Raw genomic sequence first — 23260 nt, forward strand, 5'->3', positions numbered from 1 at the left:
TTGTTTTTAAACAAGACAATGCAGAAAAAGAGTTGCTGTCGTGATTTTTTGATTAATTACGATAAGAAAAAGGAAAATGAAGTAAAGATGAGAAGTTTCAGAGAAATCTTGGGTCGTAAACAAACAGATGATACAGAATTTGATATTGTAGGTATAGGGAATGCGATTGTTGATATCCTAGTTCAAGTCGATTCGAATTTTTTAGAACAACATGGAATGGTGCCTGGAACGATGGCACTGATTGATGGACACCGTGCCAAAGAGTTAAAATCATTGGTAAAGCCTGAAAAACAAATGAGCGGTGGCTCTGTGGCGAATACATGCTTTGTGGCAGCATTAATGGGGGCAAAGGCCGCTTATCTTGGTAAGGTTGCAGATGATAGCTTGGGTAAAAACTTTGCGGAAGATATTCGACAAGGTGGGGTTTATTTTCCTTCTCAACCGTTAAAAGCCAAAGGGAATGCCGATTTATTGACTGCACGTTCTATTATTTTTGTGACCCCTGATGGACAGCGGACAATGAATACTTATTTGGGTGCCTGTACTCAATTTAAGCCTAAAGATGTTATTGAAGAAGTAATCAGTGCTGCTAAAGTCACTTTTTTAGAAGGCTATTTATTTGATGGTGAGCTGGCACAAAGAGCTTTTTATCAAGCAGCAGATATGGCACATAAAGCAGGTAAAAAGGTTGCATTAAGCCTTTCTGATGCTTTTTGTGTACAACGTCACTTAGCAGCATTTAAAGATTTTGTATCTACACGTGTGGATATGGTTTTTGCAAACGAGCATGAAATTTGTGCTTTATATGAAACAGAAGATTTTGAAGTTGCGATTGTACAAGCCGCAAAGGATGCCCCCATCGTTGTCGTAACACGTGGGGAAAAAGGAAGTGTGATTGTTGCTGAGAATGAGCGAGTAGAGGTTGCTTGTGTTCCTACGGTTGTAGTGGATACAACAGGTGCAGGGGATGCTTATGTCGCTGGTTTCTTGGCAGGATGGACAACAGACCGTACGTATGCAGAATGTGGACGTTTAGGAAGCGTGGTTGCTTCTGAGGTTATTTCTCATTTTGGTGCAAGACCATTGCCTGAATTAAAAGAAGTAATGAATTTTTAATATGCAAAGTTATCTTGTCCTCTGACGTGATAGAGGTTAAAGGTAACTGCAAAGATATTTATGCTGTGGATAAGGCATAGAGAATTAATTTTATTGGAGAAAATAGAGTATTATGGAAATCCGTAACATTGCCATTATTGCGCACGTTGACCATGGCAAAACAACCCTTGTGGATCAATTATTACAACAATCTGGGACATTTCGTGAAAATCAACATGTTGTTGAACGTGCGATGGACAGTAATGACTTGGAACGTGAACGTGGTATTACCATTTTGGCAAAATGTACATCTGTGACGTGGAACGATGTACGTATTAATATTATTGATACCCCAGGCCATGCTGATTTTGGTGGTGAAGTAGAACGTATTTTGTCGATGGTTGATGGCGCGGTGGTATTGGTTGATGCTGCTGAAGGGGCTTTGCCACAAACTAAATTTGTGGTTGCCAAAGCACTTAAACGTGGATTACGTCCGATTGTTGTTGTGAATAAAGTGGATCGTTCTGATGCACGTGCTGATGAAGTGCATGATGAAGTATTCGATCTATTCGCAGCGCAAGGTGCGAATGATGAACAACTTGATTTCCCAATGCTCTATGCTTCTGGTCGTCAAGGTTGGGCAGATTATGTGGTGGATGGTCACAAAGAAGATTTAAGTTCTTTGTTTGATTTGATTGTAAAACATGTCCCTGCACCAAATGTTGATAAAAACGCGCCTTTTGCAATGGTTGCCAGTATTCTAGAAGCTGATAATTTTTTAGGTCGTATTTTGACAGGTCGTGTAGAGCAAGGTACTGCAAAAGTAAATATGCCAGTTCGTGTATTACGTATGGATGGTACTATTGTTGAAACAGGTCGTGTCAGTAAGTTATTAGCTTTCCGTGGTTTGGATCGCGTGCCGGTCGAAGAAGTACAAGCAGGGGATATTGTGGCGATTGCGGGGCTTTCTGATGCAACGGTTTCTGAAACAATTGCGTCTCCTGAAATTACCGAAGCATTACACGCTGAACCGATTGATCCGCCAACTTTGTCTATGACCTTTCGTATTAACGATGGTCCTTTGGGTGGTCGTGAAGGTAAAAAAGTGACTTCTCGTCAGATTCGTGAACGTTTATTCCGTGAAGTAGAAAGTAACGTTGCGATTAAGGTGACAGACAGTAATGAAAGTGATGCGTTTGAAGTTGCTGGACGTGGGGAATTGCAACTGGGTGTGTTAATTGAAACCATGCGTCGTGAAGGGTTTGAATTAACAATTGGTCGTCCGAAAGTATTAACGCAAATCAACGAAGAAACTGGTGAAAAAGAAGAGCCATACGAAGAAGTATTGGTTGATGTTGATGAACCTTATTCTGGTGTGGTTGTTGAAAAATTATCTCTTCGCAAAGGGGTAATGCAAGATATGAATCCATCTGGTGGTGGTAAAGTACGTTTGACTTTTTCAATTCCATCTCGTGGATTGATTGGATATCACAGTGAGTTCTTAACCGATACACGTGGTACAGGCATTATGAACCGTTTATTCTCTGGTTATGGTCCTTGGGCTGGTCCGATTGCGGGTCGTCGTAATGGTTCATTGATTTCTGCTGAAGATGGTGTGGCAGTTCAATATTCTTTATTCTCTTTACAAGATCGTGGAACATTATTCGTCAGCCCTGGTGAAAAAGTTTATGTAGGGATGATTCTTGGTGAGCACTCTCGTGAAAATGATTTGGACGTTAATCCAGTCAGAGAAAAGAAATTAACCAATATTCGTGCTGCGGGTAAGGACGAAGCTTTATTGTTGACTCCACCTCGTAAAATGTCTTTGGAGCAAGCGATTGCCTATATTGAAGATGATGAATTGGTCGAAGTGACTCCATCAGCAGTGCGTATTCGTAAGCTTTATTTAAATCCTCATGATCGCAAAAAGAATTCTCGCCAAAAAGCTGGCTAATTATTGTAACTAAATGTTAAAAAGCCACCTTAATTCATTTTAAGGTGGCTTTTTTTGTAACAAATTGTATTATGATAAGCATATGCTTTTAAAGCATTTTTTATGATTATGACTAAAATATGCCAATTTAATTAAAAAAAACGTGGCAAATAAAAAGAAATAAGACCAAAATAAGGTCTAATTGTAATAAATTGTAACAAAATCCAAATTTTAAAATAAGACATGCTAAAAACATTATGTTAGTTTTTACTCATGTCGAAACAACTTGGTTTTCGATCCCGTTTTTCAAACTTTGGTGATATAAAATGAAATTATTTTCTCGTCTTTCAGCAGTTCTTTCAACTGTAGCAGTATTAGGTTTCGCAGCTCCTGCATTCGCTCAAGAAGCAGCTCCAGCTCCTGCTGCTCCTGCACCACAAGCAGCTCCTGCTCCTGCACAAGCAGCCCCAGCTCCTGCTGCTCCAGAAGGTAAAGCTCCTGCTCATCATGGTAAAAAAGATCATCATGGTAAAAAAGATCATCATGGCAAAAAAGATCATCATGGTAAAAAAGATCATCATGGCAAAAAAGCTGCAGCTCCAGAAGCAGGTTCAGAAGCTCCAGCAGCAGAATAATCCTAGCTTCTCCTAGGTAATTTTCAAGAAGAAGGGGTAGTCATTTGACTATCCTTTTTTTTTGTGATTGTTGTAGGGCGTGTATGGTTTTAAAAATGATTGATACAAATTTTATTTGCTGCTTAACACAAGAAAAGCTAAAGCATATGATTGTGACAGGGTTTATTGATTCTGATACTAAATCCAACTTGGTTTTTCATCCTCTGTATGACAGATTATTTTTCGTTTTTCAGCAATTTATCTTTTAACTTGATCTAGGGTCATGACCTATTAATTTTGTCAGTTCCCATTTTAAATGCCTTGTGATTCATTGATGTTACAGAGGTAGCCGATGAGTGATTTATTTTTATTGAGTGAAGAGCAGATAGCGATGATATTGCCTTATTTTTTATTGCCGCATGGAGTTTTACATGTTGATGATAGAGGCGTTATTAGCGGGATTATTTATGGTATTACACATGGTTTGCAATGAAAAGATGCGCCAGTGAGTTATGGGTCATAAAAACCTTATATGATCATTTCATCCGTTAGAGCCAGCTTGGGCATGTTTGATCGCATTTTTGCAGCACTTGCGGGGCAAGGGTCAACGCCTCAACGCATCATGATTGATGCCCCCCATCTCAATAGCACATCGCATAGCAGCGAGCCTTTTTAAAAAGAGGATGTGCCCCGTCGCATAGGACGCACGAAAGGGGGGTGAACTCAAAGTTGCATACGATTTGTGATCAAGATGGAAAACCGATATGCTTGCTATTATCATAACGGCAAAGGAGTGACTACAAAAGTGCGGCTCTTCTGTTACCAGTTCTATTAGATGCGCAAGAGCTCATTGCTGACAAAGGTTACGATGCGGACAGGTTCAGACAAGCCTTGAGTGATAGAAACATCAAGCCTTGCATTCCTTCTCGAAAAGCTAGAACAGAAACCATTCTCTTTAACAAGACAATCTATAAATTACATCATAAGGTTGAGAATATATTTGTAAAACTCAAGCATCGGAGACGTATCGCCACGAGATATGACCGATACGCTCATACCTTCCTTTCCGCAATATGCATCCCTGCAGGTGTCATCTTTTATCTCAATGAATGAGTCCTGACCTTAGCAGAATCATGGTTTTATTCAAGCCAATATTATGAATAAAATTGCTATATGGTTTGATCTTGATGAAGACGATCAATTTGCTCAAATGTCTATCTTTTTTCAGATGTTTAAGACAAACAAGACATCACAATATCAAAGGTTGAATACACACATACCGCATTTTCATCGATATTTATTACTTATTTGGATGGTAATATTGCCAGAATACTGACAATAGATCCCCGCAATTTGTTTGGTTTTACTTTTTACTAGGATAACAAATTAAGTATAAATACGATGATATCGATTACCTAAGGATGTTAATATTTCATATCCAATGGTATCAGCTTGTTGAGCAAGGATATCAATGGGGTAATGGTTCCCTATTATTTCAATTTTATCCCCGATTTGTATACCATTTTCTGGCAGGTCAGTAATATCAAGACACAAAGAATCCATCGAAACACGCCCTAATAAAGCAAGTGGAATCGTAGGAAATTTAGGGCTGATTGCGGATATTTTATTGCTGAAAGCACGGAAAAACCCATCAGCATAGCCAATAGAGATTAATGCCAATCGCATATCTTTAGGTGCGGTAAATGTTGCCCCATAACCAATAGAAGCCCCTTTGGGAATATAACGTGTTTGAATGATTTTCCCTTGTAAAGAAATGACGTTTTGCATTGGGTTTGGTTGATCTGGTATGGGGTTTCCGCCATAGAGGGCAATCCCAGCTCTGATAAGGTCAAAATGCCAATTATTGCCCAAGAAAATACCACTAGATGCAGCAAGGCTGGCTCGACTATTGGGGACAAGTTGCTTTAATGCTTGAAATTGTTCCAGCTGTTGTTGGTTGGCAGGATGGTTGGGTGTATCAGCGCAAGCCAGGTGGCTCATCACTAATGCTGGTTGAAATATATTCCAATCAATATGTTGCAATTCAAAAAGCTCATCCTGTCCGATTCCAAATCTGGACATTCCTGTATCAAATTGTATGCCAGCTTGATACGAATTATGGTGGTCTTTACATAAGGATACCCAGTTTCGTAGCTGATGAACATCATTTAAGATGGGGATAAGATGATGTTCTAAATAGATGGATTCTGTTCCATGAGGAACGCCATGCAAAACATAAATGAGATATTCTTTTCCTAAAATACTTCTTAAAGCGATTCCTTCATCAAGATGCGCAACAAAAAATTCTCTACATCCAGTTTTGGCTAATGCTTGTGCAACTGGGATCATTCCTAGCCCATAGGCATTGGCTTTTACAACTGCTCCACATTGTGCTGGGGTAACTTTTTGTTTTAGATAATGATAATTCTGCACGATTGCTGATAAATTAATATAAAGTTCAGCACCAGCATGTTGGGTAAATAAAGTGGCATCAATAAGAGAATAGGGTTGTGACATCTGTAAAGACCTAGAGAAATCAAAGTTTACTGAGGAATTCCTTGGGTGGTGGAATGTTCAAAATGCAATGCTAAATCTGGATAGACAACGCTATAAACATCATGTGCTGCCATCGCACTTTCACTGAACCCTTGCAAGATTAGTTTTAACTTACCAGGGTATTGAACAATATCGCCTACTGCATAAATGCCTTCTTTGCTGGTTTGTAACGTTGTTTGATTGACGGGGATACGTCCTTGATTGGTTTCAATGCCCCAAGATTTCAAAGATCCTAAATCGGTTGTCAGCCCAAAGAAAGCGAGCAAATGATCCGCTTTTAAGTGTTGAATGTCGCCGTTCAAGGAAATTACATCAACGGCATTTAAACTATTTTGTTCACCTTGTAATGCGTGGAGTTGATAAGGAACGAGCTTTTGTATTTTTCCTTCGTTAATTGCTTGTTCTAAACGATAGAGGCTTTCGGGTGCTGCGCGGAAACGGTCTCTGCGATGGATTAAGGAAATAGAGTTGGCTTTGTCTTTTAATGCCAATGCCCAATCAACAGCGGAATCTCCACCACCAGCAATGACAATATCTTTGCCAATAAATTGATCGCTATATCGAATATAATAATGAATATTTCCTGCCTTTTCAAATTGTTCAATATTTTCTAAAGGTGGGCGGTTAGGACCAAAAGAGCCAGCACCTGCAGCGATAATGACGGCTTTGGCATAGATTACATCGCCTTTATGTGTGATAAGGGTAAAATGACCTTTTTCGCCTTTTAACTCTACGACTGTTTTGGACAGTAGGCGAGGGACAGAAAAAGGCTCAATTTGCTTTTCAAGAGAATCAATTAAAGATTGTGCAGTAATGGCAGGATGTGCAGGAATATCATAAATGGGTTTTTCTGGGTATAAAGCTGAACATTGTCCCCCTACGTGTTCCAAAGTATCAATCAGAACGCAGGTCATTTTTAACATGCTACATTCAAATGCGGCAAATAATCCTGTTGGACCTGCGCCAATAATGGCAACATCAGTAGAGATGGATGATTTTGTCATAGCTTTTGACCTTTAATGATTCATCATAAAAATGGTTATTGATTTGGTATGTATCCTTAAAAAACGCAATATACTGTAGAATAATGGTTTTATAAATAACTTCCCTTTGTAATATAATATGTATAACACCATTTTATAAAGGATAAGCAACTCTATATGCGAAAAAATACAGAAAATGATTGCATATGTTTGTGATAAGTTGTTGGGAAAAGGATTTAAAAGATGGATGAGTTACTTTACGCATTGCCAGATTTGGCAGCGACAGAGGCATTAGCACAAAAAATTGCATTGCAGATCAGAAAGCAAGATTCCATTTTATTATTCGGTCCATTGGGGGTTGGCAAAACATCTTTGGCACGTGCGTTATTAAGAGCAGTGTGCCACGACCCAGCAATGGAAGTCCCTAGCCCATCTTTTACCTTAGTACAGCAATATGATGCGCCTAATTTTTCTTTGTATCATTATGATTTGTGGCGCTTGCAAGATGAAGAAGAATTAATTGAACTTGACTGGGATGATGCCAGAGAAGGAGTGACATTGGTGGAATGGCCAGAACGCTTAGGCAGTTGGTTACCAGAAGATAGCTTGCAAATTCATCTTTCCATTCAGTCAAAAACGTTACGACAAGCAAAATTAATAGGTTGGAAAGATCGCCTCTCTTTATTGTCATGACAATATAAACATCTTTGATTTTGGTACAACAGGAAATAATTGCGGCATGAATGTAATCTCTATACCGTTTAATATGCCTTTTTTAGAAATCTTGGCAAAACGATGGATTGATGAAGCGAAAGACCAACCAGAGATGATCCGTCAAGGGATAATTCTTGTTCCTAATCAAAGAACGGTCAAAGCGTTAATTGATACGTTTCTAAGGATTACCAAAGGAAAACCTACTTTACTGCCTCGGATTATGTCCATTGGGGCAATTGATGAATCGGCGTTGATCTTAAAGGGAGAACATGCGTTTGCGTTGCTTCCGTCCGTTGATCCGATTTTACGCATTTCTGTTTTAACCAAGCTGATTATGAAAAAGGATCAGTCTTTGGAGTATAAAGAACAAGCTGGAGAAATATGGAAGCTGGCATGTTCTTTGGCGGAACTTATGGATGAAGCAGAATGGGCAGATTGTTCTTTAAAAGACACATTACCAAAAGCGGTTGAAGGAGAATATGCACAACATTGGCAAAATATTCTGCAATTCCTAAGTATTGTTACAGAAATTTGGCCGCAATGGTTGCTTGATAATCAAGTGATGAATCCAATTGCTCGGAAAGTGGCGTTGCTGCGTATACAAGCTAAATATTGGCAAGAATTTGGTGCGTCTGTCTCAGTCTGGGCGGTTGGCTTTATTGATGCGCGCCCTGCGGTGGTGGAATTATTATCTTCGATTATGAATCTACCCAATGGCAAATTAATTATCACGGGGATACAGGAAGACTTGCCCGAAGCTATTTGGAAGGATTTGGCACTGACGCATCCATATGCGGAGATGGCAAAGATGTTTATCGCGCTGGGGATTAAACGCTCTGACTTGCAATATTGGCAAGAAGAGACAATGTTTGTTCCCAATGAACGAGTTAAGGCATTTCAACAAATCTTATTGCCTGCCGAGTTATTGGATCAGTGGTTAATAGGGCAACATTCTGTGATGTTGCCAGGTTGTTATTTATCCGAATCTACCGATCAACAACAAGAAGCCGTCTCTATAGCATTGATGATAAGGGATGCTTTGGAGCAACCTGATAAAAGAATGGCTTTGGTAACACCAGATCGTAATCTTGCTATGCGTGTTGCGTTGGAGTTAGGACGGTGGGGGATCGTAGCGGATGATAGTGCGGGCGAGCCTTTATATAAAACACCCGCAGCGATTTTACTCAGTCTTGTGTTGCGGGCATGTATAGAAAAATTTACACCTGTTTCGTTGCTGGCATTATTGAAACATCCTTTTGTTTGCTGCGGATATGCGCATAAGACTTGTCGTGAATATACGCGGTTACTTGAGATTAATATTTTACGGCAATTTGCAGCATCAGGTTTGGAAACGATTGGCTATGCAACGCGACAAAGAATTGCAGAGCTTAAGCTGACACATCCAGAACATTTAGGTGAACAATCTTTACAATTCTTATCCCATGCTTATGAGGTTTTAAACCTGATCCATTTGCTCGAAAAATTCATGGTTCCTTTACAAGAGGGGGAATATAAACGCCCATTGGGTCAATGGGCGATTGCTTTGGTCGAAGTGGTGGAAGCGTTGACTTCTAATAGTAAGCAAGCAGGGGAGGATTTATTATGGACAGCTGAAGAAGGGAATATTTTGGCTGAACATTTACGGAATCTTATTGCTGAGGCACAGATTTTAACAGAGATTACGTTGCAAGAATTTGAAGGAATTCTAAACGCATCTTATACAGGGATGATTGTGCATACGCGTCGAGTTTTGCGGGGACGTAAAGACAAAGAATTGCATCCCAGAGTCTATATTTGGGGATTGATTGAAGCGCGTTTGCAAGTCGTGGATATGGTTATTTTAGGAGGATTGTCCGAAGGTGTTTGGCCGCCCACGATTGATTCTGGTCCTTGGATCAGCAGACCCATGCGCAGTAAAATTGGTATTCCTTTGCCTGATGCAGAGGTCGGGCGTTCAGCATATGACTTTATGTTAATTTGTTGCTCGGTTCCAGAAATTATATTGTCGGTACCTTTGCAAAGAGATAACGCTCCTGTTGTGCCATCGCGGTGGATTACGCGCTTAAAAGCATGGTTAAAAGGACGGCAAAGTGTTATTGCAAAACATCCAGCGTTGGAATGGGCAAAATTATTGGATCAACCCAAAGGAGCTGCGCAACCTGTTCTTGCTCCAAGTCCTATGCCTCCTTTAAAATGGCGACCTAAGACGATTTCGATTACCGATGTTGAGTATTGGTTAAAAGACCCTTATGAGATTTATGCAAAACGGATTTTAAAGCTCAGGAAAATCGTTGGTTTGGAAGAAGATCGTTCTGCCAGTATTTTTGGGAATGTGGTTCATGAAGGGCTGAAAAAAGCCTATCAACAAATTGGCTGGGATAAACAAATTGTAAAGGAGTGTATGGTCCAAGCATTGGAGGAAAGGCGTGATATTATTCCTTCGATGCGAGAATGGTGGAGATCCAAAGTCATCAAGATTGCACAATGGGTTTATCAAGAAGAGCAAGCCAGACGGAATCAAAAGAATTTTGGGTGTGTTTATTCTGAAATCTCAGGGGCGTATGATTTTGCCGAGGAGGCGGGCATATCTTTTACTTTGCGCGGTATTGCCGATCGTATTGATTTCAATTATGACGGCACGATTGAAATTTTTGATTATAAGACAGGACAAACACCATCCATTACCAGTGTGAAAAATGGTTCTGCTCCACAGTTACCTCTAGAAGCTGCAATGATTTATCGTGGGGCCTTTGGTCAGAATATGGCGGGTAAGATTATTACTCAGCTTTATTATTGGAAACTCAAAGGAGGGTTGGATAATGATGAGCAAGTCACAATTACCAAGAAATCCTCTGAAATCACGATGGAAAACGAAGTTTATTTCTTATCCCAACAATATTGGGAAGCATTAATTCGCCTGATTAAACGCTATAACGATCCTGAACAACCCTATTTATCTCGCCCACGACCTTATTTATTTGATAAATCTGCAAGCGGTGGCATTCCTCGGTTTGGCGATTATACCCATTTGGCCAGAGTGCTGGAGTGGAGCAGCATGGCAGGGGACGAGTGATGCAGTTGGAATTGTTGATGAATACGCCTGTTGATGAAGCAAATGCTCAACAACGATTGGCATCGACACCGACGATTTCCGTCTTTGTGTCTGCTTCTGCGGGAAGTGGTAAAACGAAGTTATTGGTCGATCGTTTATTGCGTTTGATGTTGCCACGAAAAGCCCGAGATGGCACGTTACAACCTGGAACGCACCCACAAAAAATTCAATGTTTGACTTATTCCAAAGCAGCTGCTGCGGAAATGGCTATTCGGTTGCAACGTAAATTAAGTGAATGGGTGGGATATTCAGAACAAGAGCTTAATCAAGCCTTATTGGATTTAGAGATCGAACCCAATGAAGAGATGCGCAAGGCAGCACGGGCTTTATTTGCTCAAGTATTGGATTTGCCAGGAGGGATGCGGATTGAAACGAACCATGCGTTTTGCCAATCTATTTTACAACGATTTCCATTGGAAGCCTCGATCAGTCCCCAATTTAAAATTATCGAGGAAGGGGATAATATCCTTGCGTTCAAACGAGCATTTGATGAGAAAATTCATCTGGCTTCAGAACAAGATATTCAAATTTTAAGCCCAATTGTCAGCAGCCAGAATTTTTTAGAGATTTTACAAGAGTTACAACAAAATCAACGTTTTCTCCCTCCTGTTTTTCAACTGATTGAAGAGGGTAGTTTTTCGTTATATTTACGTCGTTTATTACAATTAGCTTGTTCAAGTAAAGAGAAATATTTACAGTCTGTTTGTCAAAAATGGCGAGATGAAGCAGAGTTTAAAACTTATTTATTGCGAGCTCTTGAGGCAAATTCTAAACGGTTAAGGGATATTGCTGAGGCTGTATTAAAATGGCTTGAATATTCCACAGAGCAACGAATTGAGACATGGGATTTTTTTACCAGCTGTTTTTTGACGCAAAAAATGGAACTGAAATCGATCAAAGGCAATAAAACAGATGATGACGATATTGCGCCTTATTTGATTGAGCAAGGTCAATATATTTTAGAAGTTATTGATCAGTTAAATATTTATACGGTGTATGAATATACGCTGGCATTGATGAATGTTTTTGCACCGATCTGGAAACGCTATCAAGAGATCAAACGCACGCAAGGCGCACTTTATTATAATGATTTAATTGCTTATACCTTGATGTTATTGGATGATCCTGGTTCTGCTTGGGTGTTATATAAACTCGATGGCGGATTGGATCACATTTTGTTGGATGAGGTACAAGATAACTCTGCCGAACAATGGAAAATTGCTGCGGATTTATCGACAGAGTTTTTCGCGGGTATGGGACGGGACGAGGACCAACCGCATCCCAGAACGGTTTTTGCAGTTGGGGATTACAAGCAATCCATTTATTCTTTTCAAGGTGCAAAACCGCAAGAATTTTTAAGTTGGCAAAAAATATTTAAGCGTACTGTTTTAGAAGCAGATCAATTATGGGAAGACCCACAATTACGGGTTTCTTTTCGATCCAGTCAAATTATTCTCGATTTTGTCGATCAGGTATTTGCCCCTCAACAAGAGTTGAAAGGATTATCAGGAAATGGTAGCGAAAATCAGTTTCCTGCACATCGATCGGCAAAAGAAAATGCTCCTGGGCGTATTGATCTGTGGCCATTAACGCGCATTGATGCGTTGGATAAAGAAGCCGACATGGAATTGTGGCAGCCTTTACAACAAAATCAAAAACATCAAAGCGCAGAGCGTATTCTCGCTGAAACCTTAGCGGATTGGATATCTCAGCAAATTGGAAAAGAGCCTCCTTATGGGGGTAAGTCTATTCAAGCTGGAGATGTTTTAATCTTAATTCGTAAACGCTCAGTTTTTTCCAAAGCATTAATACGATCATTAAAATCAAAAAATATACCTTTGGCGAATTTGGTTAAAACGCAATTATTGGATCAATTAGCGGTTCAAGATTTATTGATTTTATGCGAAGTTTTATTATTGCCTCAAGATGATCTGGCACTTGCCTGCGTATTGAAATCTCCATTAGGTGGATTAAGCGAAGATAGTTTAATGGAGCTGGCTGCTCCCAGAAAAAACGGACAAAGCCTGTGGGGGACTTTATTTATCAGGCACGAGGAACGACCAGATTGGACAGCAGTGTGGAAAATGTTGTCCAATTTATTTTTAAGGATTGATTTTGTCACGCCTTACGCTTTGTTAGTCGAGATTTTAGGAGAACATCGAGGGCGCACAAAATTACTTGCGCGATTGGGTGGGGAGGCGATTGAGGCGATTGATGAGTTATTATCTCAGGCTTTACAATATGAAACGCTGCACACCCCATCTTTGCAAGGGTTTTTATATTGGTTAAAGCAATCCGAACGCATGATAAAAAATGAAGCAGAATCAAGTGTGGATATGGTGCGGATTATGACGGTGCATGGAGCCAAAGGCTTACAAGGGCGTTTGGTTATTTTACCTGATACGATGAATGTTGCATCAAAGCAGGGAGGGTTTCAATCAGATAAAGTATTAATTTGGAAAGATGATCCTGCGTTGGGGTTAACCGTGCCGTTATATATCCCTCAAAAGCAGTTTGATATTGCTGAAAGTCAGTTGGATAAAGAACAGAAAAAACAAAGTGATGAGGCAGAAAGTAATCGTTTGCTTTATGTGGCGTTGACGCGTGCCAGTGAGTGGTTATTAATTTGTGGTTGGCAGAAACCAACTCAAGAGCAAAAAGAGCTTGAGGAGTTGCCGATTGGGAATTGGTATAAACATAGCGTTATCGCTTTGAGGGAGTTACATGCCTCTTCACGAGATTTTTCTGGTGGATGGGAAGGGGAACATCTGTGGATTGAACAGAAAGTAATTTCTTCTAATAAATCAGTTATTCAAGATAAGCACGTAATTAAACAAACGAAGCAAGAAGCCACATTGCCTGCATGGATGGGGCAAGATAGTGGCTGGGTTGCAAAGCCGCTTGCTTCTGAAAAAATACCTACAGCACATCTTGCGCCTAGTCGTCCAGAAGGAATTGAAATGGGAGATGTGCCTTCTATTATTTCCCCTTTACAAACCAAAGCAAAAAGAGACCCTTTATATCGTGGGCGTTTGGTGCATCAGCTGTTGCAATATTTACCCGATTGTCCAAAAGAAGCCCGTGCTGATATTGCATTACATTGGCTAACACCGCTTGAAAAACAATTTTCCTTCAAAGAAATTCACTATTTGGTCAAACAAGTATTACGGATTATCGAGCATCCTGAATTAAAATTTTTGTTTGATATAGAAAGTTTGGTAGAGCAACCCTTGGTAGGCACCGTCAATGGAGTGGTTGTGACGGGACAAATTGATCGGATGCGTATCTTGCCCGATCAAATTTTATTATGTGATTTTAAGTCTGGACGTAAAGTCCCCACCCAACCCGAAGAAACACCCATAAATTATTTAAAACAAATGGCGGCTTATTGGGCGTTATTAAAATTATTATATCCTAAACACCAAATAAAACCTTTGATTGTTTGGACGGATGTGGCTCAAATAATGTTTTTACCAGAGCAATTATTAATGAATTATATCCCAACGGTAAAAGATAATCTTTCTTGATTCTTAAATAGTCGCTATTATGTATAAATTAATCATTAATGATTTGTTTAAATGATAAAGGAATTAAGCATGGGTGAATTTACAAAAGCAGTCACAGACGCTTCATTTGAAACGGATGTTTTGAAGTCTTCTAAACCAGTATTGGTTGATTTTTGGGCTGAATGGTGTGGGCCTTGTAAAATGGTCGCACCTGTTTTAGAAGAGCTTGCCAAAGAAATGGGTGAACAAGTAACGATTGCCAAAGTCAATGTTGAGGAAAACCCTGATACCCCAACAAATTTTGGCGTACGTGGTATTCCAACCATGATTCTATTTAAAGATGGGGTTCCAGTAGCAACAAAAGTTGGTGCTTTACCTAAAGATAAATTAAAATCATGGATTGAATCTGCTTTATAAGTCGATCAATTCGAATTAATTGACATTATCCCAAGTTATTGGGGTAATGTTATTTTCTTTGAGAATCTTTGGAAAATCTGGATGACATAAAGCCTCCAGTTCTTTGGTAGGCTCATAATCAGGCATCAATTCATGGTATAAGCCAGCATGACTGATTGATGGGTGAAAGAATATTTCAGAATGTCCTTTAGGAAGATTTCTGAGCAGTTTCGAAATCTTATCAAAATTCATATGCCCACACCAAGACAACCCAAAACACCAGTCTAAATAACGCATATCTGCACGGCGGAGTTGATATTTCAGAACATTGGTCCAATATTGAACCAATAAATTTCCAATATTATCTTTATATGTGGAGTTATCAATCTTCATGAGCGTTGTAACAGGTTCGTACGGCACACGAATATTTCGAACGCCAAATTCTTTGCTGATTTCAATTAGCATTTTGCCAACGCTAGGATGTAAATGCATGTGTTTATGCACATCAATATGATCCAAAACAAGACCTGTATTTGTAAAGGCTTGTATTTGCGCTCTGATTTCTCTACGAAGTTGATATTGTATTGATTTTTTAAAGAAATAGTCTATTCCCATTCGTAGTTGATCGGAGGGGAACAGTTTGTTTTTATCGACGATCAAAGGAATTTCAGAATGTGGTAAAATAGCAGGTCCTTCGATCACCACAAGATGTAATCCAACTTTCAGATTAGGCAGTCTTTTTGCCCGTTGAATAGCATCTTCTGCCGCAGTACCTGCAATCATCAAGTTAGCTGTACTTAACACACCTTGACGATGTGCTTGCTCGATCGCTTCGTTGACCTCGACTGACAATCCAAAATCATCAGCCGAGATTAAAACTTGTTTACTCACAAAAAACCTTTGATCGTTTAAAGATTAAGAATGTCTATCACGTAAGAATTGGAAGAATTCAACACCTTCACGGAGACGACGTTTCATCATTTGTGGGCTGGTAATCATTTCTCCAACAATAGAAGCAATCTTTGGCGCGCGGAAATAGAATTTTTTATAGAATGTTTCAACGCTATCAAAGATTTCAGTATGAGAAAGATGAGGGTAATGTAAAGGTGCGATTTGAACACCATTTTCATCGATTAACTCAGCATGATCTTTGTCTAACCAACCATTTTCCATTGCTTGTTTATACAAGAATGTTCCTGGATACGGTGCAGCCAAAGAAACTTGCAATGTATGAGGATTAATCTCTGTCGCAAATTTAATGGTTTCTTGAATGGTTTCTTTGGTTTCACCAGGAAGCCCTAGGATAAAGGTGCCGTGGATTTTAATGCCTAATTCATGACAGTTTTTGGTAAATTCACGAGCAACCTCAACACGCATTCCCTTTTTAATATTATGAAGGATTTGTTGATTACCACTTTCATAACCGACCAATAAGAGGCGTAATCCATTGTCACGTAATACTTTTAATGTGTTGCGAGGAACATTTGCTTTGGCATTACAAGACCATGTAACCCCTAATTTGCCCAATTCTTTTGCAATGGCTTCCGCACGAGGAAGATCATCGGTAAAGGTATCATCGTCAAAGAAATATTCTTGAACTTGTGGGAAATATTGTTGAGCCAAACGGATTTCAGCAGCAACATGTTCTGGGCTACGAGTACGATATTTATGCCCACCAACGGTTTGTGGCCATAAACAGAATGTGCAATGAGATTTACATCCACGACCTGTATATAAAGAAAGATAAGGGTGTTTTAAATATCCAATGAAGTAATCTTCAATACGAAGGTCTCTTTTATAAACCTCGGTAACAAATGGCAATGAATCCATATCTTCAATAATGGCTCGGTCTTTATTATGAATGATTTGACCATTCCCATCACGCCAAGAAATACCATCAACATTTTTGAAATCCATTCCTTCAGCAATATCTTTGATGGTAAAATCAAATTCATTGCGGGCAACAAAATCAATAACATCGCTTTTTTCAAGACTTTCTTGAGGTTGTACAGCCACTTTTGCACCAACCATACCGATTTTAACAGATGGGTTGGCATCTTTTAACATTTTTGCCACTTTGACATCAGATGAAAAAGAGGGTGTTGATGTATGCATAATGACTAAGTCACGATTTTTAACATCAGCTAAGATTGGTTCCATTCCCATTTTCGCAGGAGGCGCATCAATAAGACGGCTATTTGGGATTAATGCCGCTGGTTGAGCCAACCAAGTTGGATACCAAAAAGATTTAATTTCACGCTTTGCTTGGTAACGAGAGCCTGCGCCACCATCAAAACCTTCAAAAGAGGGTGGTTGTAGAAAGAGCGTCTTCATCATGATAGCAGTTATCCTTTGATTGTTACTTGGCAGATTGGAAATATGTAGTTTTGAATATAATTAATTGATTTGGTTATATATCATCATATGTGGTGGTTTGGAACTCTGGATGTTTTTTAATTGTCATTTTTTGTCCACGCCATGTGACATTCGTACCAAAAAAACTGTTGAACATTACAAGGGCAGAGAACCAATCCCTGTATGGCAATAATGATAAAGTCGGAAGACAAGGATAGTCTAATTTTTTATTAATCGCAGTACAACAAAGGGCTTTGAATGCCCAGCATGCTATAAAAAATACCCAAGATATAGAGGTTAATGGGTTGAAAAGAATCGCCAAAGAAGCCCAAAATAAGGGGAGTTGCAGAAAAGAAAAGGTAAAGCCCACTGGCTCTAATGTGAATGTTGTGCGATTCCAGCGTAATTCATGTTCATATAAAGAGAACAAATCTTTTTCAACAATTGTTGTTTGTACAATGCTGGGTGAAAGCACAATGTCAAGCGATTGTGCGCGGACTTTACGACCAATAACAGCATCATCAGCGACATGCTTAACCAAGCTTTGAAAGCCACCTATTTTATTTAACAAGTCACGTTTAATGGTAATTGCAGCACCAAAACAATCTTGACGTCCTAGGTAACGTGATAACAATACACCAGGCAGAAAATTGTAATTAATATGTGCGCTGGCCATATGCTGCACGCGAGATTCAAAAGAGGGTAATCCGCTATATAAAGAAGTCACCAAACCAATATTTGGTTTTTGTAACTCTGTGACGACTTCTTTGATATAATTCTTGTCTGGCGCATGAATGTCCGAGTCAGATATCAGAAAAATATCGTGTTTTGCAACCGAAGACATGTTGATAAGGTTTGATACTTTGAGGTTACATCCGTGAATATCTGAATTAATAACAATATCAATGTCTATATTGGGATATCGTTCTTGCAGTTTCTTAACAACAGGTAACGCACTATCTTTGGTATGGTGTAGTCCAAAAATAATTTGCAATTTTGGATAATCTTGTTCACAAAAACTTTGTAATGCTTCAAAAAGTAACGGATCTTTACCTGATAAAGGTTTGAATATTGTAACCGCGGGTAAGGGGTGTGTGCTATGATGGTTGTTTATTTTATAGTTTTTTTTAAAATAATGAACCAATAAAGCTCCAATACCTGCTTGAACACATCCTAACGCAGCACATCCTAATAATAATTTATTGGATTTAGAAAGTTTAAATAATGAACCAAACATAGTTTTCGTAGTGAACACTATTTTTTATTAAAAGATTGTGTTTTTTGATTAAGCATTTCCACCAGTGCTTGGCTGCCACCTTTCGCAAGGGTAGAACTGAAATCACCATGTTGGACGGCGGTTTGGCTGATGTTGCCATTTAACAATACATCAACGATCTTCCACCCTTGGGGGGTATTTTGGACGATGTAATTGATTTGGGTTGCATCGTTACCAGAATCAATCGTAGTGCTGACAATTTGCTTATTTCCCGTTGTAACGGCTTTTATATCAGAGGAAATTTTGAATTGTGTATCTTTTTCATTGGCAAAACTAGAGAGATATCTTGCAATGGTATATTTCTTAAATGCTTCTAAGACAGCTGTCTTTTCTTGTGGGGTAAAAGAATTATAACGATACCCAACCGTTTTTCCAATAATCGCAGGGAAATCATAGCTGGCATCCAAAGCTTGATTCAATATTACCCCATGTTGCGCAAGTGAATTTCCAGCAGATTTTTGGATAGTGCTTAATGCTTGATATAGCTTTACAACAGGTTCTTTGACAGCATTTTGATTGCTTTTTGCCGACATTGTATCAGAAGGCTGTGTATGTTGGGTTTGTGCTTGCGCCTGAATAGTGGTTGTACTTGCAAGGGTAAAACCACATAATAAGAGAAAATGTTGTAATTTCATTGCTATGTTGACTTTATTCAAATAAACGTTTTGTTAAAGATTATATTAGACTAAGATGATTGATAATCAACCCTCAATTGCTTTTATGGCTGTTTTTACAATCGATGCTGCGTCTAAACCTGCTTGGGCATATTGTGCATTTTGTGTATTGTGATGGATGAAAAAATCTGGAATGACCATTGGTCTGAAACGAATATTGTCTAGCAATCCATTGCCAGCAAGATGCTCCATTACAAATGCGCCAAATCCCCCACGAGAGCCTTCTTCAATTGTAATAAGTACTTTATGGTTACGGGCAATTTGGTTAATTAAATCGGTATCTAATGGTTTTGCAAAACGTGCATCGACGATGGTAGGGGGATATCCTTGCTCTGTTAATATTTCAGCAGCTTTTAAACATTCCGTCAAACGCGCACCAAAGGAAAGAATGGCAATGCCACCTTTTTCCTTGCCTGTTTGATTGCTCATTTCTTGGATAATACGTCCTTTACCGATTTCTAAAATCTCGGCTTGAGTCGGCAGCTTTAACCCTAAACCTGGACCACGAGGGAACCTAAAGGCAATTGGACCTTCATCAAAAGCAGCAGCGGTTGCCGTCATGTGCATTAATTCAACTTCATCACTAGGTGCCATTAATACAATGTCAGGTAAACATCCAAGATAAGCAATATCATAAGTTCCTGCGTGGGTTGCACCATCGGCACCCACCAAACCAGCGCGATCAATTGCAAAACGAACAGGTAGCTTTTGTAAAACTACGTCATGCATCACTTGATCGTATGCACGCTGTAAAAATGAGGAATAAATTGCACAGAATGGGCGGATACCTTCTGTTGCCATACCAGCAGCAAAAGTGACTGCATGTTGCTCGGCAATACCAACATCAAAATAGCGATCTGGGAATTTTTGTTCGAATTTATCTAATCCTGTTCCTGTCGGCATTGCCGCCGTAATGGCAACAATCTGTTCATCTTTTTCTGCACATTTTAACAGCTCTTTGCTGAAAATAGAGGTATAAGAAGGCGGTCCAGGAGGGGCTTTGGTCTGTTCCCCAGTAATAACATTAAATTTAGAAACAGCATGGTATTTGTCGCCAGAGCTTTCTGCAGGCTTATATCCATGTCCTTTTTCTGTAACAATATGTAATAAAATAGGTCCGATATGTTCCGCATCACGCAGATTGCGTAAAACAGGAACCAGTTGTTGCAAATTATGACCATCAATAGGTCCAACATAATAAAAGCCGAGCTCTTCAAATAATGTTCCGCCTGTCATCATTGAACGGGCATATTCTTCAGCTCTTTTTGCTCTTTTTTCAATACTTTCAGGCAGTTTACTGGCCACTCTGGCAGCAAGGTCACGTAGCCCAAGGAAATGACGAGAAGATAATAGTTGGGATAGATAAACGGACATTGAACCAACAGGTTCAGAAATTGACATTTCGTTATCATTTAAGATAACAATCAATTTTTCTGCACCTGGACCCGCAACCGCAGCATTATTCATGGCTTCATACGCCATTCCTGCTGTGATAGATCCATCCCCAATAACTGCCAAAACATTTCGTTCAATGTAACTTGGGTCATATTTTGCTTTGAAATGATTAGCAACCGCAATCCCTAGTCCAGCAGAAATAGAGGTTGATGAATGTGCAGCCCCAAACGGATCATAAATACTTTCGGAGCGTTTGGTAAATCCTGATAACCCGTTAGGCTGGCGTAATGTACGGATTAATTCCCGACGACCTGTAAGGATTTTATGGGGATACGCCTGATGTCCTACGTCCCAAATCAAAGAATCTCTGGGTGTGTCAAAGACAGCGTGCAACGCAACAGTCAGTTCCACAACCCCCAAAGAGGCTCCTAAATGTCCACCAGTTGTTGAAACAACATCAATGGTTTCAGCGCGCAATTCGCGTGCCACTTGTTCAAGTTGTTCAATCGATAAATTATTCAGATCAGCAGGGTGGCGAATATGATCGAGGAGTGGGAAGCGTCCATAGGTAGGAATAGATTTAATGAAATTAGCCGATTCATTTCCTGAAGGAGTATATTGATTCTTAGGATTTTCGGGTTGTTCATCCATGTTTGATCTCATCCGTTTTGTTGCACAAGGATACAAATGAGCGGAACATTTGTATTTCATAAAATTGCTTTTAGCCTGTTTAATCGTAGATTGAAACTTCTAATTATACGAATCTTCATTCAATAAACAGTGTGTTTAAGTATATTTTTCGATATTTTTCTAAATAGCATGATTATTTTGTGATATAATTGTCACTAAAATCTGACAAGAAAAAATTATTTCTATAAATAATCTGCTATTTTGATGGAAATACATTATGTTGTGTTCTACATCAGATATGAACGAGATGTGTTAACGAATTAATCTGGTTGAAATAATTTTTGTTGTTTAAAAGATTAATTTACTCTTGTCGTATATTTTTATTTATCTTAAATAAATCTAAATTTATTGTATTTTAAATACCGGTTTTCCGGTTTGGGAGCTGAAAAATGGCTGTTCCTCTGATGCAGGCGGTTCGAGTCGGCAGTTATGTTGTAAAGCAACATTTACAAGGACGTAAAAAATATCCGCTGGTTTTGATGTTGGAACCACTATTACGGTGCAATCTTGCTTGTTCTGGTTGCGGGAAAATTGATTATCCTGCAGAGATTTTAAATCAAAGGCTAAGTGTTCAGGAATGTTTGGATGCCGATGCTGAATGTGGTGCGCCTGTGGTTGCTGTGGCTGGGGGGGAACCCTTGTTGCACAAAGACATGCCCAAAATTATCCAAGGGTTAATCGCACGTAAACGCTATGTTTATTTATGTACCAATGGGTTATTGTTGGAAAAGAAAATTGATGATTATAAGCCATCTCCATTCTTTTCTTGGGATATCCACTTGGACGGCGATCAATTAATGCATGATGCCTCTGTTTGCCAAGATGGCGTGTATGACAGAGCCGTTACAGCAATTAAGCTTGCTAAATCCAAAGGGTTCAGAGTTTCAATTAATTGTACGTTATTTGATGGTGCTGATCCTCATCGTGTTGCGTCATTCTTTGATGAAGTGATGGCGTTGGGTGTTGATGGGATTATGACCGCCCCTGGCTATGCGTATGAACGTGCACCAGATCAAGAGCATTTCTTGAACCGTCAAAAAACCAAGCAACTATTCCGTGATGTTTTCCGGTTGGGTAAAGGACATAAATGGCGTTTCACGCAATCTCCTTTATTCTTGAATTTCCTTGCGGGAAATGAACAATATCATTGTACTCCTTGGGGTAAACCTTTAAAAACAGTATTTGGATGGCAACGTCCTTGTTATCTGTTGGGTGAAGGCTATGCGTCTACTTATCAAGAGTTGATGGATGACACTCAGTGGGATTTATATGGTACGGGTAATTATGCGAAATGTGCGGATTGTATGGTGCATTCTGGATATGAATCTACTGCTGTAAAAGATGCAATTCAACGTCCTTGGCATATTGCTCAGGTTGCATTGATGGGACCAAAAACCGAAGGACCCATGGCACCAGAGATCGATTTGTCCAAACAACGTCCAGCTGAATATGCATATAATGAACAAGTCCAAGGTTTGATGCAAAAAATCAAAACCGAGGCCCCCAGTGCAAGTAAACGCACCACAACCATTCGTCGTGTCAAAACGGTTAAAAAAGAAGAGGCTAAAGAAAACTCTTAAATTTTACTTAAATAAATTGAGTTTTTGGAAACGAGCTTTTCTTAGTAAAGGCTCGTTTTTTATTAATGAAGTGTACGAATTGATCGTGTTGTTTACAGATTTTGTTTAAAATAACCATTTAAGACCTCATAGGGTGTTTTTCCTTGAATGCCTTTATGAGGTTTAACAGTGTTATAATAATTAATATGTAGAAATTGATTGCCGATTATATTTCCTTCTTGTCTAGCTTTATTAAAGAAAAAAATCGTAACGAATTTTGGTTATTAGGGTTAGAAGACGGAAATCATCCCAAACGAGGGAATTTGACATGTGTCTTTTTTTCCAAAAGCAATTTATATTGCTTTAGATTTCTAGTCATTCATAGAGTGTTTCTAAAGATTT

Annotated in this window: 15 protein-coding genes and 1 pseudogene; 9 read left to right on the forward strand and 7 right to left on the reverse strand. The window is 39.2% G+C overall.

The window, feature by feature from the left end; genetic code table 11:
- Nucleotides 1-87 precede the first annotated feature (87 nt).
- The 4 genes and pseudogenes from QJV33_RS07620 to QJV33_RS12030 all read left to right on the forward strand — a co-directional run bounded on the left by QJV33_RS07620 (nucleotide 88) and on the right by QJV33_RS12030 (nucleotide 4755).
- Nucleotides 88-1116, forward strand: a complete 1029-nt coding sequence (locus QJV33_RS07620; RefSeq protein WP_281462757.1) for an adenosine kinase — start codon at nucleotides 88-90, stop codon at nucleotides 1114-1116.
- A gap of 112 nt (nucleotides 1117-1228) precedes the next feature.
- Complete coding sequence (typA, locus tag QJV33_RS07625) at nucleotides 1229-3049, forward strand: translational GTPase TypA (protein ID WP_281462758.1); 1821 nt, start codon at nucleotides 1229-1231, stop codon at nucleotides 3047-3049.
- 305 nt (nucleotides 3050-3354) lie between these two features.
- Entirely contained in the window at nucleotides 3355-3663 is a 309-nt protein-coding gene (locus tag QJV33_RS07630; protein ID WP_281462759.1) for a hypothetical protein, read from the forward strand.
- Between the two features lie 331 nt (nucleotides 3664-3994).
- A pseudogene (locus QJV33_RS12030) lies at nucleotides 3995-4755 on the forward strand (IS5 family transposase).
- A 273-nt stretch (nucleotides 4756-5028) separates the two neighbouring features.
- On the opposite strand, the gene alr reads toward QJV33_RS12030, so the two are convergent.
- Entirely contained in the window at nucleotides 5029-6159 is a 1131-nt protein-coding gene (gene alr, locus QJV33_RS07645) for an alanine racemase (RefSeq protein WP_281462762.1), read from the reverse strand.
- Between the two features lie 26 nt (nucleotides 6160-6185).
- The gene (locus QJV33_RS07650; RefSeq protein WP_281462763.1) at nucleotides 6186-7202 is read right to left on the reverse strand and encodes an NAD(P)/FAD-dependent oxidoreductase; all 1017 of its coding nucleotides are present in this window, start codon (nucleotides 7200-7202) and stop codon (nucleotides 6186-6188) included.
- A gap of 222 nt (nucleotides 7203-7424) precedes the next feature.
- On the opposite strand from QJV33_RS07650, the gene tsaE reads away from it, so the two are divergent.
- The 4 genes from tsaE (at nucleotide 7425) to trxA (ending at nucleotide 14930) form a co-directional block, all read left to right on the forward strand.
- Nucleotides 7425-7874, forward strand: coding sequence for a tRNA (adenosine(37)-N6)-threonylcarbamoyltransferase complex ATPase subunit type 1 TsaE (gene tsaE, locus QJV33_RS07655; RefSeq protein ID WP_281462764.1), 450 nt, complete (start codon nucleotides 7425-7427; stop codon nucleotides 7872-7874).
- A gap of 46 nt (nucleotides 7875-7920) precedes the next feature.
- Nucleotides 7921-10968, forward strand: a complete 3048-nt coding sequence (gene addB, locus QJV33_RS07660) for a double-strand break repair protein AddB (RefSeq protein WP_281462765.1) — start codon at nucleotides 7921-7923, stop codon at nucleotides 10966-10968.
- Complete coding sequence (gene addA, locus QJV33_RS07665; protein ID WP_281462766.1) at nucleotides 10968-14534, forward strand: double-strand break repair helicase AddA; 3567 nt, start codon at nucleotides 10968-10970, stop codon at nucleotides 14532-14534. The genes addB and addA overlap by 1 nt, the downstream gene beginning before the upstream one ends.
- A gap of 69 nt (nucleotides 14535-14603) precedes the next feature.
- The gene (gene trxA, locus QJV33_RS07670) at nucleotides 14604-14930 is read left to right on the forward strand and encodes a thioredoxin (RefSeq protein ID WP_281462767.1); all 327 of its coding nucleotides are present in this window, start codon (nucleotides 14604-14606) and stop codon (nucleotides 14928-14930) included.
- 15 nt (nucleotides 14931-14945) lie between these two features.
- On the opposite strand, the gene hpnK is transcribed toward trxA, so the two are convergent.
- The 5 genes from hpnK to dxs all read right to left on the reverse strand — a co-directional run bounded on the left by hpnK (nucleotide 14946) and on the right by dxs (nucleotide 21260).
- Nucleotides 14946-15800, reverse strand: a complete 855-nt coding sequence (gene hpnK, locus QJV33_RS07675) for a hopanoid biosynthesis-associated protein HpnK (protein WP_281462768.1) — start codon at nucleotides 15798-15800, stop codon at nucleotides 14946-14948.
- A gap of 24 nt (nucleotides 15801-15824) precedes the next feature.
- On the reverse strand, nucleotides 15825-17246 hold the full coding sequence (hpnJ, locus tag QJV33_RS07680) for a hopanoid biosynthesis associated radical SAM protein HpnJ (protein WP_281462769.1): 1422 nt from the start codon (nucleotides 17244-17246) through the stop codon (nucleotides 15825-15827).
- A 73-nt stretch (nucleotides 17247-17319) separates the two neighbouring features.
- Complete coding sequence (gene hpnI, locus QJV33_RS07685) at nucleotides 17320-18501, reverse strand: bacteriohopanetetrol glucosamine biosynthesis glycosyltransferase HpnI (protein WP_281462770.1); 1182 nt, start codon at nucleotides 18499-18501, stop codon at nucleotides 17320-17322.
- A gap of 17 nt (nucleotides 18502-18518) precedes the next feature.
- Complete coding sequence (locus QJV33_RS07690; RefSeq protein WP_281462771.1) at nucleotides 18519-19175, reverse strand: ABC transporter substrate-binding protein; 657 nt, start codon at nucleotides 19173-19175, stop codon at nucleotides 18519-18521.
- Between the two features lie 66 nt (nucleotides 19176-19241).
- A complete protein-coding gene (gene dxs / locus QJV33_RS07695) occupies nucleotides 19242-21260 on the reverse strand; it encodes a 1-deoxy-D-xylulose-5-phosphate synthase (protein WP_281462772.1) in 2019 nt (672 codons plus the stop codon).
- Nucleotides 21261-21688: 428 nt separating this feature from the next.
- Here dxs and hpnH point away from each other — a divergent pair, with 428 nt between their 5' ends.
- Entirely contained in the window at nucleotides 21689-22879 is a 1191-nt protein-coding gene (hpnH, locus tag QJV33_RS07700) for an adenosyl-hopene transferase HpnH (RefSeq protein ID WP_281462773.1), read from the forward strand.
- The last annotated feature ends 381 nt before the right edge of the window (nucleotides 22880-23260 follow it).

The organism is Commensalibacter nepenthis (genome assembly GCF_029953305.1).
Taxonomy (GTDB): Bacteria; Pseudomonadota; Alphaproteobacteria; order Acetobacterales; family Acetobacteraceae; genus Commensalibacter; species Commensalibacter nepenthis.

Bases quoted from the DNA above. Each gene is read 5' to 3' on its own strand.
- alr (WP_281462762.1), bottom strand. From the start codon at position 6,159: ATGTCACAACCCTATTCTCTTATTGATGCCACTTTATTTACCCAACAT.
- addB (WP_281462765.1), top strand. From the start codon at position 7,921: ATGAATGTAATCTCTATACCGTTTAATATGCCTTTTTTAGAAATCTTG.
- QJV33_RS07690 (WP_281462771.1), bottom strand. From the start codon at position 19,175: ATGAAATTACAACATTTTCTCTTATTATGTGGTTTTACCCTTGCAAGT.
- addA (WP_281462766.1), top strand. From the start codon at position 10,968: ATGCAGTTGGAATTGTTGATGAATACGCCTGTTGATGAAGCAAATGCT.
- QJV33_RS07630 (WP_281462759.1), top strand. From the start codon at position 3,355: ATGAAATTATTTTCTCGTCTTTCAGCAGTTCTTTCAACTGTAGCAGTA.
- hpnH (WP_281462773.1), top strand. From the start codon at position 21,689: ATGGCTGTTCCTCTGATGCAGGCGGTTCGAGTCGGCAGTTATGTTGTA.
- tsaE (WP_281462764.1), top strand. From the start codon at position 7,425: ATGGATGAGTTACTTTACGCATTGCCAGATTTGGCAGCGACAGAGGCA.
- QJV33_RS07620 (WP_281462757.1), top strand. From the start codon at position 88: ATGAGAAGTTTCAGAGAAATCTTGGGTCGTAAACAAACAGATGATACA.
- trxA (WP_281462767.1), top strand. From the start codon at position 14,604: ATGGGTGAATTTACAAAAGCAGTCACAGACGCTTCATTTGAAACGGAT.
- dxs (WP_281462772.1), bottom strand. From the start codon at position 21,260: ATGGATGAACAACCCGAAAATCCTAAGAATCAATATACTCCTTCAGGA.
- hpnJ (WP_281462769.1), bottom strand. From the start codon at position 17,246: ATGATGAAGACGCTCTTTCTACAACCACCCTCTTTTGAAGGTTTTGAT.
- typA (WP_281462758.1), top strand. From the start codon at position 1,229: ATGGAAATCCGTAACATTGCCATTATTGCGCACGTTGACCATGGCAAA.
- hpnI (WP_281462770.1), bottom strand. From the start codon at position 18,501: ATGTTTGGTTCATTATTTAAACTTTCTAAATCCAATAAATTATTATTA.
- QJV33_RS07650 (WP_281462763.1), bottom strand. From the start codon at position 7,202: ATGACAAAATCATCCATCTCTACTGATGTTGCCATTATTGGCGCAGGT.